This window comes from Streptomyces sp. NPDC002845 (assembly GCF_053591955.1).
The window spans coordinates 90,552-103,708 of sequence record NZ_JBSFUU010000013.1; the positions used below are offsets into that span (position 1 = coordinate 90,552).

Genomic DNA, 13,157 nt, shown 5'->3' on the forward strand with positions numbered 1-13,157 from the left:
CTCCGATCACAGAGGGGAGTTGGGTGGTGTCGCTGAGGTGGCGGTTTCGGTTTCGATGCCGGTGTCGTGCGGTGCCCAGTGGCCGTCGCCGCTCCGTCGAGCGGGGCGCTTCTGGGCGGGGCGCCTGAGTACGAAGGTAGACCACGCGCAAATGACATTTGCCAGATAGCGAATGGCTTCCGCGATAATCCCTCATGTGAGTGACGCACTAACTGAACATGTGCCCAAGAGGAGTTCACATGCCCGCACGGCCTTCCATGACAGCCAGACGCCTTCGACTGGCCGTGGAGCTGCGTAAGCTGCGCGAACGCGCGGGCATGACAGCGACGGAGGCAGCGCGGGCGCTCGGGACCAGCCAAGGACAGCTCAGCAATGTGGAGTCGGCCCGGTTCGGAGTAAGTCCCGACCGCATCAGGGCGCTGGCCCGCATCTATTCCTGCGCCGACCAGGCGTTCATTGAATCCCTGGTCGATATGGCAACCGACAAGACGTTCGGATGGTGGGAGTCGTACCGCGATGTACTGCCCTCAGGGCTGCTCGACCTCGCCGAACTGGAACATCACGCCACTGCCATCCGGACCGCGTACACCTCGCACATGCCCGGGCTGCTTCAAACCGCCGACCACGCACGCGAGATCTTCCGCCACGTAATCCCCCCACCCATGCCACCCGAGGTCGAGCATCGCGCCTCGCACCGTGTGAAACGGCAGGGCGTGCTCTACGGGGCATCCCCGACCCCGTACCGCACTGTCGTCCACGAGGCGGCCCTGCGCATGCGCGTCGGCGGCAGGACCGTGGCTCGCGCTCAGCTCCAACACCTGCTCGACATGAGCGAGCAGGAACACATCACGATCCGCGTACTCCCCTTCGACGTGGGCGCGTTCCCAGGATCAGGCCAGTCCATCAACTATCTGGTCGGCGTGGTCCCTCAGCTGGACACGGCCCAACTCGACCAGTTTCACGGCCCTGTAATGCTCGACGCCGAAGCCCTCCTGGAGAAGTACCGGCGCCTCCTCGACATCGTGGAGGCCACCGCCCTCAGCCCCGAGAAGTCCCGGGACCTGATTCAGTCCATCGCCCAAGACCTGTAAAGGAGCCCGTATGCACACGCTCAGTTGGCAGAAGTCCTCCTACTGCCAGGAAGGCGACGCCTGCGTCCACATATCCGTCGGCCCCGAGACGATCGACGTCACTGAAAGCGCCGACCCCACCCAAGCCATACTCACCGCCGCGCCGGAAGTGTTCCGCGCCTTCCTCCACTCACTGAAGCAGAGGGCAGACCGCTACTGACGCCCCTGCCCACGTCGCAGACTCCAGCGCTCTACATGCGCTGGTGCGCCCCTGCGCCCTTGACGATCCCGACTCTGTACGGCGAAGCTCGTGCAAGTTGACGTAAGCCGCTCGACACCGGAGGCAGTCATGGCACTACGGTTCATCGGGATTGATCCAGATACCGGGCAGCAGGGCTCCCCCACCGTGTGGGTGGACGAGAAGAAGGGAGAACTGGTGCTCCAGGGCTGGAAGCCGGACGAGAGGCTTGAGGCGGAGTGCGCGGCGTTCGAGGTGCCCGGACACACGACAGGAATCCCCTCACACGAAGCCGTGATCCGGATTCCGGCCCGTATGGTGCCTATGCTCAGGGAGGCGTGCGATGTCGCAGAACGAACCCGGCTTTGACGAGTTGCTGGCAGCAGCCAAGTACTCGGCTGTGCACCTGGAGATGCGTGACTCGTACGGCGTCGGCGACGAGACCGAGGACTTCGAGAACTGGAAGCGCGCAGGACGGCGCGACGTGGACCCCACATCTGACTACTGGACACCTTGGGTTGATTTGATTCGGCGCACGGTAGCCCGTGGTGTGGTCGTCCGCCGGGCACGCATCGTTTCGGAACCGGTCACCGACTACATCCGGTACGAACATGCCGGCACCGCGGTCAACCTCCACGCCGGGGAGCAGGTCCGCTGGCTTCCCAGGCGTCAGGCGTCGGACATCGCGCTGCCCGGCAACGATTGCTGGGTGTTCGACGAAGAAACCGTGCTCTTCAACCACTTCACGGGTGAAGGTAACTGGTCGGAGCCCGGCTGGGAGGTTCGTACCGAACCCGCCGTGGTGCGACTGGCGTCAACCGCGTTCGAAGCCGTCTGGGAGCGCGGTGTCCCACACGAGAAGTACTCGGTCTGACCCAGCAAAGCACTGAAGAGCCCATCCATGTCCGTGTCCCCATCGTCCAGCGCCCAGGCCGCCCGGGAAGTCCTCGCAGCGCGACTCGGGGAGCTACGCAGAGACGCCGAGCTGACCGGACACGAGCTGGCGCTTCGATGTGGCTGGAGCCCAGCCAAATCATCACGCATCGAGCGGGCGAAAACGCCCGCTTCCGATGCCGACATCCGCGCATGGTGCACAGCGTGCGGGGCCAAGGACCAAACAGCGGATCTGATCGCAGCCAACCGCCAGGCCGATCAGATGTACGTGCACTGGAAGAAGCTCCACCGTCACGGGATGCGCAGAGCACAGGAGGAAGTCGTCCCCCTGTACGCAGGCACCCGTCACTTCCGCGTGTACTGCTCGAATGTCGTCCCCGGGATGCTCCAGACCGAGGCGTACGCGACAGCCCTGCTGTCCACTATCGCCGCTTTCCAGGGCACCCCGGACGACTCAGCGACGGCTGCGGCCTCCCGCGTCGAGCGCTCGCGTGTACTCCATGAGGGCGATCACCGGTTCGCCTTGCTGATGGAGGAAACGGTGCTCCGCTACCGCATCGGCGACGCAGCGACCATGGCGGGCCAACTCGGTTACCTGCTCGCGGTCATGGCTCTCCCGAACGTCAGTCTGGGAGTGATCCCCTTCACTGCCCAACGACGCGTGTGGCCCCTGGAAGCCTTCTACCTGTTCGACGATCGACAAGCGAGTGTCGAACTGCTCACGGCTGCGGTCAACGTCTCGGCCCCCAGCGAAATCGCCGTGTACGCCAAAGCCTTCGCCGAACTGTCGAAGATCGCCGTTCACGGCTCAGCCGCGCGTGCCCTGATCACCGAGGCAATTAACTCTCTCGGGTAATCCACGTGCAATTTCATGCAAGAACGTGGACCGGCAACTTCGGACTCCATACGGTCGTTGCATCGACAGCAGACCAGCCGGGGAGGCCACGCGTGGTGACGCAGAAACCGCAGGGATACAACCTGGCTGAGGTACCGGCCGAGCCTTCTGTCATCTCCGGCTGTTCCGCCTGTCTGTCCCTCGCGGTTGCCCGGGAGAACGCGCGCTCCAGAGGCGACTACAGCGCCGTTTCTGACGCGAACGTGGAACTGCGTCAGCACCAGACCGAGGCACACCGCTCATGAGCGGGACGCAGGAATCCGGGCTCTTTGCCGACCGGCCGTTGATGACGATGCGTGTCTCTCATGACTCCGGGCAGACCTGGGGACCCGAGCGGCCGGTCTTCGCGTCCGAGGGCCTGGCTCCCCTGGTCACCTCGGAATGGCCGCCGTGCCAGTGCCCGCGGTGTGCGGGACGCGGTAGGCCCAACCGCTGAGGCAGTTGCCTCCCCCTGAACTCCCGCCTAACACGGGCGGCGGCGGTCAGTCATGGCCGCGATCAGTTGAGCAGGAAGGTGCAGTGATGCTGGACGGAAGTGACCTGTACGCGCTCGACATCGACGGGGCCTCGTTCGTCAAGGCGTGCGGCGGCCCCTGCACCGAGGGGTGCGTGGCCCTGGCCCGGATCGGCGACGGCGCCTGGGCCCTCGGTGACAGCAAGCGGCCGGACGCACAGCCGCTGCGGTTCACCACGGAGGAACTGGACGCGGCGGGTATCGACCCGGCGCGATTCGGCCTGCCGGTCTGATCCTCCTCCTCTCCGACTGGTCCCGGTTCCCGTACACGGAGTCGGGACCAGCCCCCCGATCTTCGACACCGAACGGGAACGACTGGTGCACCACCACGGCTACCTGTGGACCGGCCCGAAGCAGCGCTTCGACAACGAGGCCCTACGACGGCCCCCGCACCCCGACCCGCCACCGGCCGGAAGCAAGCCGGAGCTGATCCAGCGGTACCGCGAGGTGGCTGCGGAATTCCCGGTCGTCGATCTGCCCCCGCTGGAGACGGCCTACTGGCTGATCAAACCCCAAGCGCTGGTCCGGGGGACGTGGGACGAGCCGAAGGAAGCGGCCGCATGGCTCGGGGAACGGCTGGCCGAGTACGCGCCACGGTTCGCCTCCGAAACGGATCGTGACACCGCCCACCTGGCGTTCCTGACCGACTCCGCCGCCGAGCGGCTGGGGTGGGGAGGTGACGTGTCGTTCGGCTTGTACCTCGAACGCCCCTCGTATCTGTCCCTGGCCGTGGTGACGTGTTCCCCGAACCGTCGAATGCCTGAACTGGGGTGTCCAGAGCGATGATCACCTGCCCGGCCCGCACCACGCTGACGACCCTGCCGGGCTGGCCTGGGCACCGTGCTGGCCGCCAAGGTCATCGGGCGGCCACACCCTCGGCTTCGTCACGCTCCTCCTGCGGCGGGCCCCGGAGCACCTGCGCTGGTCACCCGTACTATGACAAGTGCCACGAGGATCCGTATGATGACCGCATGACGATCAACATGACGATGAGCCTCCCCGATGACGTGGCCGCCTTCGTGAAGGCCAAGGGCAACGCTTCCGCGTACACGGCCCGGATACTGCGCCGACAAATGCTCGCCGAGCAGCTGGAACGCTCGGCGCGGGTACGTGCCGAAGCCGGGATCGTGGCCACTGCGGCGGAGCCCACCGAGAGCGAGGACGCGACCTTGGAGCGCTGGGGCCGGGTGGCGGGCCGGTGAAGCGCGGGCACGTCTACCAGCTGTCCTTCGCCGGAGGCCCCGCCCATGTCCTGGTGATCTCGTCGGACGCCCTCAACGCACAGAACAAGACCGCCACCTGCGTACTGATCTACCCGCAACAGGTGCGCGAGGCGACCATCGTCGACATTCCGGTCAGTACCCCCTCGTCAGGCACCATCGTGCTGGGCGAGTTCCGCACGCTGTCCGCCCCTCGCTTCGACGAAGACCTGGGACCGGTGGACGACCGCGTGATGGAGGCGGTCGAGATCGGACTCCGGGCCGTCTTCGACCTGTAAGACGTGTAGGACGTGTAGGACGTGGGCACCCCGGGCATCCTCGGACCGCATTGAGGCCCACGTCACCCCGGCCACACGATCGGCTGCACCTCGCTGTACGCGTGCAGCGCTGAGGAATCCACGCCGAGGCCCTCGGTCCTCATGGTCCGCGCCGACTTGCTTGTCGGAGCCAGAACGCTGGATGCCGCGAAAGCTCTCACCAGGGCCTGGGACCTGGGCGGCGGCGAGGTGTGGGGGATGAGCCCTTTCGGTGGCAGCACCGAACTCATCGACGGCCTGGCGCAGGAGCGTCGCCGCATCAACACAGCGATCGACGACCTGATCGCCGCCCGTGACATCCTCGACTCCCTCATCGGCCGCCCGCTCGCCCAGGCCACGCCTTAGAACCTGTCCGGCTGCTCGGCGACCTCGGATGGCCACCGTCCTCGCAGCTGGACATCGGCGGTATCACCACCGCCCGCGGGCAGGAGCACTTCGCCCTGCTCTTCAGCGGCATCGCCGGCGGCCTGGGAACCCCCACGTTCAACATCAGGGTCGTCACGGACTCGGCCCGGCGGTGACGTGGCGCACTTCACCCGGGTGGGCAATGGCCCGGGGCGATACGTCTGCCACGATGCGTGCCCATGACTGACACGAACTCCGGTGGGCTGGTGGTGCGCCGCGCGGACGGGTCGGACCTGGCCGCGTTGGCCGGGATCGACTCTGTCGCGGTGGCGGGCGACCGGGCGCGGCGCGCGAGTATCCGGCACTGGCTGGAACGCGGGTCGGTTCTCGTCGCGGAGGATGCCTCAGGCCACCTGGGCTACAGCGTGCTGGAGTACACCTTCTTCGAGCAGGGCTTCGTCACCATGCTGATGGTCGCGCCCGCGGCACGTCGACGAGGCGTGGGCGCCCACCTCCTCAAGGCCGTCGAGACCACGTGCACCACTCCCAAGCTCTTCACCTCCACCAACCTCTCCAACCACCCGACGCAACGCCTGCTGCAACGCGCGGGCTGGTCCCCGGTCGGCATGGTGCACGGCCTGGACGAAGGTGATCCCGAACTCTTCTACCTGTGCCCCGGTGTCCGGCTTCGGGGCGGCGCCCCCCGCGCCGGAAATCCGGAGGACACCCCCACCCCCGCCTGACACCCTGCCCCTATGAACCGCAGACGCCTCAGCGCCCTCGCCCACGCCGACCACCCCATCGCCGCGCCCCTCAGCGACGCCTCCGTCACCCGCCTCCTCGACCGGGCCGTGCCGGGGGACGGCGGCAGTGGGCGGATACTCGACCTCGGCTGCGGCGAAGCCGCCTGGCTCATACGGGCGTTGGAGGGGCGGCCCGGACTGCAGGCAGCCGGGGTCGAGCTCGATGTCGGGACCGTCGACAGGGCGAGGCAGGGCATCGCGGCGCGCGGCCTCGGTGACCGGATCACCCTGCACGCCCAGGATGCCGGCACGTTCGCCGCCGAGGAGCCCTTCGACCTGGTGCTGAGCATCGGGGCCACGCACGCCTTCGGAGGGCTGCTCCCCACGCTCGACGCGGCCCAAAGGCACCTCGCCCCCGGCGGCAGCGTGCTCGTCGGGGAGGGGTTCTGGGAGCGGGAGCCCAACCAGCGGACGCTGGACGCCGGTTTCGAGGCCAACGAGCTCGTCGACCTCGCCACGACCGTCGACCGGGTCACCGGGGCGGGGTGGACGCCGGTGTACGGGTACGTCAGCGCCGAGGAGGAGTGGGACGACTACGAGTGGTCCTGGACCGGAACCCTCTCCCGCTGGGCCCTGGACAACCAGGCCGACCCGGACAGCCCCCAGGCCCTCAAGGCCGCCGCCGAACACCGCGCCACCTGGCTCCACGGCTACCGCCGCACCCTCGGCTTCGTCACGCTCCTCCTGCGGCGGACCCCGGAGCACCTGGGCTGATCACCATGCTGGCCGACGAGGAGTGTGCGGGCGCTCGGGACCCCTCCCGGAGAGGGTCCGGTACAACCGCCGTATGGGACACACCACGAAAACGAAGGCCGGAGCGACCAGGCGCGCAGCCGCTCGCTCCCGCAGGACAGCCGTGGCCGCGGCCGCTCTCGCGCTGGCCGTGACAGGCGTTACGGCGAACGCGGCGGCGGCGGACACGCAGGCCATCCGTTATCCCCCGCGCCTGAAGAAGTGCGCCGACCTGGACTGCTCCGTCCGCATCAACAAGGGTGAAGGGTTCAGGGCCCACAGGTTCTGGATCAAACGCGTCACCTTCCCGCAGATCAGCCGGAACAACATAAAGGTCAAGGCCTACGGCAACGGCTTCGAGCTGACCTGCGGAGGGACCGCGCCGCTGCGCTGCACCATGAACGGCGTCAAGTTCACGATCAGGGACGTCCGCGGCAACACTGCCCGGAAGGTCTGGATCCGTCCGTAAACGGCAAGACCCGTAGACGGCAAGAGGAGCGCCGGGTGCCGGGCGACCGCCACCGCGCGGGCCCGCACCCGGCTCACCCCGTATCCCACAGCGCCATGCCCCGGAGCGCGGTCACCCCGGCCACACGATCGCCTGCACCTCGCTGTACGCGTGCAGCGCGTACGAGCCGACGTCGCGCCCCACCCCGCTCTTCTTGAAGCCCCCGAACGGCGCCTCCATGTTGCGGCCGACCGTGTTGACCCCGACTCCCCCGGCCCGCAACCGCCGCGCGACGCGGAACGCGCGGGCCACGTCGCCCGACCAGACGTAGTCGATGAGGCCGTAGTCGCTGTCGTTCGCCAGCGCCACCGCTTCCTCCTCGTCCTCGAAGGGGAGGACCACGACCACCGGGCCGAAGATCTCCTCGCGGACCACCCTCATGTCGGGGGTGCAGTCGGCGAGTACGGCCGGAGAGACGTAGAAACCGCGGTCGAGTCGCGGTCGTTCGCCGCCCGTCACCACCCGCGCGCCTTCCTTGCGGCCCAGTTCGACGTACGACTCCACGCGGTCCCGGTGGGCGGAGGAGATGACGGGGCCGACGACGGTGTCCGGGCGCCGAGGATCGCCGACCTTCAAGTGGCGGGCGTACAGCGCCAGTTGCTCGACCACTCGGTCGTACACACCCGTCTGCGCGATCACCCGCGTCGGTGCCGTACAGATCTGGCCGCTGTAGAAGGAGAACGTCGTCCCTATGCCTCGTACGGCCGACTCCACATCCGCGTCGTCGAAGACGACCGCCGCTCCCTTCCCGCCCAGCTCCATCAACTGCCGTTTCATGCCCCGCCCGCACACCTCGGCGATGCGCTGCCCGACGGCCGTCGAACCGGTGAAGCTCACCATGTCCACATCAGCCGAATCCACCGCCGCCTCACCCACCGACGGCCCCGCCCCGCTCACCACATTCACCACCCCCGGAGGCGCCCCCGCCGCCTCCAGTGCCTCCGCCATGCGGTAGACCGACAAGGGGTCCTGCGGGGCCGGTTTCACCACCACCGTGTTGCCCATCGCCAGCGCCGGGGCGATCTTGCCCGCCGGGTTGGCCCAGGGGTTGTTGTACGAGGTGATGCACGTGACCACGCCCACCGGCTGGCGTACGGCAAGGGCGCCCATGACGGCCGCCCTGCCGAAGGGGCCCGCCTCGTTGATCTGGGGCGGCACGGCCCACTCGGCGGGCTCCACCTTGGCGTACCGCGCGAAACGGGCGGCCCCGACGCCCACCTGCATCCCGCGCGCCGTGCCGGTCGTGGCGCCCGTCTCGGCCTGGGCGAGTTCGGCGTACGGCTGGAAGTGGCGCTGGATGATCTCGGCGGTACGGCCCAGAATCGCCGCCCGCTCCTCCGGCCGGGTGTGCGACCACGGCCCGAAGGCCTCGCGGGCCGCGGCGGCGGCCGCGTGCACCTGATCCCGCGAGGCCTCCGGCGCCCACCCGACGGTTCCCTCGGTCGCCGGGTCGGTCACCTCGTAGTACCCGCCGTCGGGCTCGACCCACGAACCGCCGATGAACAGCCGCTGCCTGTCGGGCATCACGGAGTCACCTGACCTCATCACGCCGGAGTCCGTGGCCGACCTGCTTTTCCGGCCGGGGGTCCGGGGGTTGTCCCCCGGGAGACTGCAGCGTGCTCACCGTCGCCGTGTCCCGCCCCGACCGCAGCACCCGGCCCGGTACGGCCCCGCTCACCGTGTCGTCCCGGATCGCCTCGACCCCGTTGACCCACACCGCCCGTACCCCGATGGCCTTGGAGTCGAGCCGTGGGCTGTCGCCGGGCAGGTCGTGCACCAGGTTCGCCGTACCCGCGTCGATGCGTGCGGGGTCGAAGAGGACGAGGTCCGCGTGCCACCCTTCCCGGACACGGCCCCTCTCCCGCAGCCCGAACAGCCGGGCCGGGTCGTCCGTCAGCATCTGCACCGCCCGCTCCAGCGGCACCAGCTTGCGGCCGCGCAGGCAGTCCCCGAGGAAGCGGGTGGTGTACGGGGCTCCGCACATCCGGTCCAGATGGGCGCCCGCGTCCGAGCCGCCCAGCAGCACGTCCTCGTGACGCCAGGTCTCGGCGCGCAGGGCCCAGGAGTCGGGGTCGTTGTCGGTGGGCATGGGCCACAGGACCGTACGGAGGTCGTCGGCCGCGCAGATCTCCACGAGGGCCTCGAAGGGCTCCTGGCCGCGCTCGGCGGCGATGTCCCGCACCACCCGCCCGCTCAGGCCCTCGTTCGCCGCGCTGTACGTGTCCCCGATGACGTACCGCCCGAAGTTCGTCAGCCGCCGGAAGACGCCCGCCTCCTTGGACCCGGCGTGCCGCAGCATCTCGGCCCGGACCTCCGGGTCGCGGAGTCGCGCGATCCTCTCCGGTACGGGCAGGCCGAGGACCGGGCCCCAGCCCGGGATCAGGTTGAGCGCGCAGAAGGTGCCCAGCGACATGTTCATCGGCGTGAGGATCGGCATGGTCAGCGCCACGATCCGCCCCCCGGCCTTCCTCGCCCGCTCACTCGCCAGCAGCTGCCTCGGTACGCGTTCGGGGACCGCCGCGTCGATGGTCAGGACGTTCCAGTTGAGGGGCCTGCCCGCGGCCGCGCTCATCTCCACGAAGAGGTCGATCTCGTCGTCGCTGAACTGGTCCAGGCAGCCGGCCACGATCGCCTCGATCTGCGTACCCTCGTGGTCCCCGACCGCACGCGAAAGCGCCAGCAGCTCCGCCGGTTTCGCATGCCGGGAGGCCACCGGCTTGCCGTCGCCGTCCGAGTGCGTGGACGACTGCGTGGTCGAGAAGCCCCAGGCCCCGGCGTTCATCGCCTCGTGGAACAGCCGCAGCATGGCAGCCAGTTGCTCCTCACTCGGCTGCCCGCCCACCGCGTCCGGCCCCATCACATACCGCCGCAGCGCGCAATGCCCGACCATGAAGCCCGCGTTGACCGCGATACGGCCCTCCAGGGCGTCCAGATACTCCCCGAAGCCGTGCCAGCTCCAGGGCGCCCCCTCCTCCAGCGCCACCAGCGACATGCCCTCGACCTTGGACATCATCCGCCGCGTGTAGTCCGCGTCCTCCGGGCGCCCCGGGTTCAGCGGCGCCAGCGTGAAACCGCAGTTGCCCGCCGCGACCGTCGTCACCCCGTGGTTCAGGGACGGGGTCGCGTACGGGTCCCAGAACAACTGGGCGTCGTAGTGCGTGTGCGGATCGACGAACCCGGGCGCGAGGACCAGCCCGGCCGCGTCCTCCGTCGTACGGGACGGTTCGTCCACTGCACCGATCACGGCGATACGTCCGTCCCGTATACCGACGTCAGCGGTGTACGAGGGCGCGCCGGTGCCGTCCACGACGGTAGCGCCTTTGATCAGATGGTCGAGCACGGAGAAACACCCCTTTCTAACCGTGGGTTGAGGTGAGTGCCCTTAAAGGGGCGCGGGGCTGTGTCGATATGCGGCTCCGCCGCGTGGGCGCGAGCAACCACGGACAAACCCGCAGCCGCCAACGAGCCTCAGACCGCCCCCCGGAACCGCGAAGTCCGATGCACAGGATCCGTATCGACCTTCGGAATCACGTGCTCCCCGATCAACCGGATCGTCTGCAACGTGTCCTCCCGCGAGATCCCCACCGGCAGCCCGAAGCTCAGCTGATCGGCCCCCGCCTGCTCCCACCGCTTGCACTGCGTGAGCACCTCGTCCGGGTCCCCGCAGATCAACAGCTCCTCGGCGATGAGGAGTTCGATGATCTCCTCGGTGTACTCGGGCAGGGTCTCGGGCCACTCCGGGAAGCCCTCGGGCCGCGGGAACGTGTCGTGGTACCGGAAGACGAGCGACGGCAGATAGTGCAGCCCTCCGCCGGCGGCGATCCGTACCGCCTCCTCGTGCGTCGGCGCGCACACGGCGGTCGTCGTCACCATCACGTTGTCGTTGACGAAGTCACCGATCGGCTCGGCGTCCACAACGGCCGTCTTGTACTGCTCCAGCACCCACTCCATGTCGGAGACCTTCTGGACGCTGAAGCCCAGCACACCGAGGCCCTTCTTCGCGGCCATGGCGTACGAGGGCGGCGATCCGGCGGCGTACCACATCGCCGGGTGCGACTTGCCGTACGGCTTGGGCAGGACCTTGCGCGGCGGGAGCGACCAGTGCTTGCCCTGGAACCCGGTGTACTCGTCCTGGAGCCACATCTTCGGGAACTCGGCGATGGTCTCTTCCCAGATCTCCTTGGTGTAGTTCATGTCGGTGATGCCGGGGAGAAAGCCGAGGATCTCGTGGCTGCCCGCGCCCCGCCCGCTGCCGAACTCGAAGCGGTTGCCGGTGAGATGGTCGAGCATGGCGACCTTCTCGGCGACCTTGACCGGATGGTTGACCTGGGCGAGCGGGTTGAAGATCCCCGAGCCGAGGTGGATGCGCTCCGTCGCGTGCGCCAGGTACCCCAGGAACACATCGTTGGCGGAGAGGTGCGAGTACTCCTCCAGGAAGTGGTGCTCGGACGCCCAGGCGTACTTGAAGCCGGACTTGTCCGCCTGGATGACGTACTCGGTCTCCTCCATCAGCGCCTTGTGCTCCGCGAGCGGGTCGCTCTCGGCCCGCTTGCCCACGTATCCCTGTACAAAGAGCCCGAATTCCAAGGAGGTTCACCGTCCCCAGAGTCTGTTTCTGACAGTGCGTCAGATTTCTAGGGCCGACTGTTCCACCGGCCCCGTGGAGCGTCAATAGCTGACGTACCGTCAGACGAAGAAGGAGAAGACACTCGCCGCCCGTCAGAGCACGTTCACGCCCGCCAGCCAGCCCCCGTCGATCACGAACGGCTGCCCGGTGATGTAGGCGGAGTCGTCGGAGGTGAGGAACAGCACCAGCCGGGCCACCTCCTCCGGCCTGCCGATCCGGCCCAGCGGCACGAGCTTGCGGTACAGCCCGTCGACGGCCCCCGCTTCGACGTCGGCGCCGGGATTGGTCATGGGCGTGTCGACGGCGCCCGGACACACGGCGTTGACGCGGACGCCCTTCGACGCCAGCTCCAGCGCGGCGACCCGCGTGAGGCCGACGATCGCGTGCTTGGTCGCGCTGTACGCGCCGACGTACGCCATGCCGGTGAGCCCCGCGTACGAGGCGGTGTTGACGACGGTGCCGCCGCCGGCCGCCTCGATCTCGGGGGCCACGGTCTTGATGCCGAGGAAGACGCCGACCTGGTTGACCCGTACGACCTGCATGAACTCGTCGAGGGGGGTGTCGACGAGGGTGTTGAAGCGCAGGATGCCGGCGTTGTTGACGAGGCCGTCGATGCGGCCGTACGCGCCCTTGGCGGCGGCGACGGCGGAGTGCCAGTCGGCCTCCTGGCTCACGTCGAGGTGGACGTACAGCGCACCGATCTCCTTGGCGAGGGCCTCAGCCCGGTCGTCGAGGACGTCGGCGACCACGACCTCGGCCCCTTCCGCCCTGAACAGCCGGGCCTCCTGCTCACCCTGACCGCGCGCGGCGCCTGTGACGAGGACGACACGTCCGTCGAGCTTGCCCATGGGGACTCCCTTCGCGGTGCGTTGGCCAAGGTCAGCGTACCGCTGAATCTGACGGAGCATCAGGTGTGGGGAGACTGCTTGCGAGCGCAACCCGAAGTGACTGAGGAGTAGGGATATTTGACTCTGTCGGCGACGCTCACAGGGCC

At 68.4% G+C, this 13,157-nt stretch carries 16 protein-coding genes and 3 pseudogenes; 15 read left to right on the forward strand and 4 right to left on the reverse strand.

Annotated features, from left to right (window positions below; all coding sequences use genetic code 11):
• Window positions 1-239 precede the first annotated feature (239 nt).
• The 15 genes and pseudogenes from ACWD3C_RS12170 to ACWD3C_RS12240 all read left to right on the forward strand — a co-directional run bounded on the left by ACWD3C_RS12170 (window position 240) and on the right by ACWD3C_RS12240 (window position 7,497).
• Complete coding sequence (locus tag ACWD3C_RS12170; RefSeq protein WP_451142802.1) at window positions 240-1,091, forward strand: helix-turn-helix domain-containing protein; 852 nt, start codon at window positions 240-242, stop codon at window positions 1,089-1,091.
• A 10-nt stretch (window positions 1,092-1,101) separates the two neighbouring features.
• Entirely contained in the window at window positions 1,102-1,290 is a 189-nt protein-coding gene (locus ACWD3C_RS12175; protein WP_451142804.1) for a DUF397 domain-containing protein, read from the forward strand.
• A gap of 129 nt (window positions 1,291-1,419) precedes the next feature.
• Window positions 1,420-1,677 carry a hypothetical protein gene (locus ACWD3C_RS12180; protein WP_451142806.1) on the forward strand — a complete coding sequence of 86 codons (258 nt, stop codon included), beginning with the start codon at window positions 1,420-1,422 and terminating at the stop codon, window positions 1,675-1,677.
• On the forward strand, window positions 1,652-2,182 hold the full coding sequence (locus ACWD3C_RS12185; protein ID WP_451142808.1) for a DUF6879 family protein: 531 nt from the start codon (window positions 1,652-1,654) through the stop codon (window positions 2,180-2,182). Before ACWD3C_RS12180 ends, ACWD3C_RS12185 begins: the two co-directional genes overlap by 26 nt.
• 27 nt (window positions 2,183-2,209) lie before the next feature.
• Complete coding sequence (locus tag ACWD3C_RS12190) at window positions 2,210-3,058, forward strand: helix-turn-helix domain-containing protein (protein WP_451142810.1); 849 nt, start codon at window positions 2,210-2,212, stop codon at window positions 3,056-3,058.
• A gap of 561 nt (window positions 3,059-3,619) precedes the next feature.
• Window positions 3,620-3,844, forward strand: a complete 225-nt coding sequence (locus ACWD3C_RS12195; protein WP_451142812.1) for a DUF397 domain-containing protein — start codon at window positions 3,620-3,622, stop codon at window positions 3,842-3,844.
• Between the two features lie 85 nt (window positions 3,845-3,929).
• Window positions 3,930-4,397, forward strand: a complete 468-nt coding sequence (locus tag ACWD3C_RS12200; RefSeq protein ID WP_451142814.1) for a hypothetical protein — start codon at window positions 3,930-3,932, stop codon at window positions 4,395-4,397.
• 185 nt (window positions 4,398-4,582) lie between these two features.
• Window positions 4,583-4,813, forward strand: a complete 231-nt coding sequence (locus ACWD3C_RS12205; RefSeq protein WP_451142816.1) for a hypothetical protein — start codon at window positions 4,583-4,585, stop codon at window positions 4,811-4,813.
• On the forward strand, window positions 4,810-5,109 hold the full coding sequence (locus tag ACWD3C_RS12210) for a type II toxin-antitoxin system PemK/MazF family toxin (RefSeq protein WP_451142818.1): 300 nt from the start codon (window positions 4,810-4,812) through the stop codon (window positions 5,107-5,109). Before ACWD3C_RS12205 ends, ACWD3C_RS12210 begins: the two co-directional genes overlap by 4 nt.
• Window positions 5,110-5,220: 111 nt before the next feature.
• Window positions 5,221-5,370: pseudogene (locus ACWD3C_RS12215) on the forward strand (aldo/keto reductase); the annotation flags it as partial.
• Window positions 5,347-5,493 carry a hypothetical protein gene (locus tag ACWD3C_RS12220; protein WP_451142819.1) on the forward strand — a complete coding sequence of 49 codons (147 nt, stop codon included), beginning with the start codon at window positions 5,347-5,349 and terminating at the stop codon, window positions 5,491-5,493. The pseudogene ACWD3C_RS12215 and the gene ACWD3C_RS12220, both read left to right, overlap by 24 nt.
• 8 nt (window positions 5,494-5,501) lie before the next feature.
• Window positions 5,502-5,669: pseudogene (locus ACWD3C_RS12225) on the forward strand (oxidoreductase); the annotation flags it as partial.
• 63 nt (window positions 5,670-5,732) lie between these two features.
• Window positions 5,733-6,236, forward strand: coding sequence for an N-acetyltransferase family protein (locus ACWD3C_RS12230; RefSeq protein ID WP_451142821.1), 504 nt, complete (start codon window positions 5,733-5,735; stop codon window positions 6,234-6,236).
• A 12-nt stretch (window positions 6,237-6,248) separates the two neighbouring features.
• Window positions 6,249-7,010, forward strand: a complete 762-nt coding sequence (locus ACWD3C_RS12235; RefSeq protein WP_451142823.1) for an SAM-dependent methyltransferase — start codon at window positions 6,249-6,251, stop codon at window positions 7,008-7,010.
• Between the two features lie 73 nt (window positions 7,011-7,083).
• Window positions 7,084-7,497: a hypothetical protein gene (locus ACWD3C_RS12240; protein ID WP_451142825.1), complete on the forward strand. Its 414-nt coding sequence runs from the start codon at window positions 7,084-7,086 to the stop codon at window positions 7,495-7,497.
• 111 nt (window positions 7,498-7,608) lie between these two features.
• On the opposite strand, the gene ACWD3C_RS12245 is transcribed toward ACWD3C_RS12240, so the two are convergent.
• From ACWD3C_RS12245 to ACWD3C_RS12260, 4 genes and pseudogenes are all read right to left on the reverse strand, one after another.
• Entirely contained in the window at window positions 7,609-9,060 is a 1,452-nt protein-coding gene (locus tag ACWD3C_RS12245; protein WP_451142827.1) for an aldehyde dehydrogenase family protein, read from the reverse strand.
• Between the two features lie 91 nt (window positions 9,061-9,151).
• Window positions 9,152-10,876: pseudogene (locus ACWD3C_RS12250) on the reverse strand (N-acyl-D-amino-acid deacylase family protein); the annotation flags it as partial.
• A gap of 128 nt (window positions 10,877-11,004) precedes the next feature.
• Window positions 11,005-12,123 (reverse strand): LLM class flavin-dependent oxidoreductase, encoded by a 1,119-nt coding sequence (locus tag ACWD3C_RS12255; protein WP_451142829.1) that lies wholly within the window; start codon window positions 12,121-12,123, stop codon window positions 11,005-11,007.
• Window positions 12,124-12,255: 132 nt separating this feature from the next.
• Window positions 12,256-13,011 (reverse strand): SDR family NAD(P)-dependent oxidoreductase, encoded by a 756-nt coding sequence (locus ACWD3C_RS12260; protein WP_451142831.1) that lies wholly within the window; start codon window positions 13,009-13,011, stop codon window positions 12,256-12,258.
• Window positions 13,012-13,157: the final 146 nt, after the last annotated feature.

What these genes read in the sequence shown, in the direction of transcription:
- ACWD3C_RS12170 (WP_451142802.1), top strand. Translation starts at nt 240, where the DNA reads ATGCCCGCACGGCCTTCCATGACAGCCAGACGCCTTCGACTGGCCGTG.
- ACWD3C_RS12245 (WP_451142827.1), bottom strand. Translation starts at nt 9,060, where the DNA reads ATGCCCGACAGGCAGCGGCTGTTCATCGGCGGTTCGTGGGTCGAGCCC.
- ACWD3C_RS12230 (WP_451142821.1), top strand. Translation starts at nt 5,733, where the DNA reads ATGACTGACACGAACTCCGGTGGGCTGGTGGTGCGCCGCGCGGACGGG.
- ACWD3C_RS12220 (WP_451142819.1), top strand. Translation starts at nt 5,347, where the DNA reads ATGAGCCCTTTCGGTGGCAGCACCGAACTCATCGACGGCCTGGCGCAG.
- ACWD3C_RS12205 (WP_451142816.1), top strand. Translation starts at nt 4,583, where the DNA reads ATGACGATCAACATGACGATGAGCCTCCCCGATGACGTGGCCGCCTTC.
- ACWD3C_RS12240 (WP_451142825.1), top strand. Translation starts at nt 7,084, where the DNA reads ATGGGACACACCACGAAAACGAAGGCCGGAGCGACCAGGCGCGCAGCC.
- ACWD3C_RS12190 (WP_451142810.1), top strand. Translation starts at nt 2,210, where the DNA reads ATGTCCGTGTCCCCATCGTCCAGCGCCCAGGCCGCCCGGGAAGTCCTC.
- ACWD3C_RS12180 (WP_451142806.1), top strand. Translation starts at nt 1,420, where the DNA reads ATGGCACTACGGTTCATCGGGATTGATCCAGATACCGGGCAGCAGGGC.
- ACWD3C_RS12260 (WP_451142831.1), bottom strand. Translation starts at nt 13,011, where the DNA reads ATGGGCAAGCTCGACGGACGTGTCGTCCTCGTCACAGGCGCCGCGCGC.
- ACWD3C_RS12185 (WP_451142808.1), top strand. Translation starts at nt 1,652, where the DNA reads ATGTCGCAGAACGAACCCGGCTTTGACGAGTTGCTGGCAGCAGCCAAG.
- ACWD3C_RS12235 (WP_451142823.1), top strand. Translation starts at nt 6,249, where the DNA reads ATGAACCGCAGACGCCTCAGCGCCCTCGCCCACGCCGACCACCCCATC.
- ACWD3C_RS12175 (WP_451142804.1), top strand. Translation starts at nt 1,102, where the DNA reads ATGCACACGCTCAGTTGGCAGAAGTCCTCCTACTGCCAGGAAGGCGAC.
- ACWD3C_RS12195 (WP_451142812.1), top strand. Translation starts at nt 3,620, where the DNA reads ATGCTGGACGGAAGTGACCTGTACGCGCTCGACATCGACGGGGCCTCG.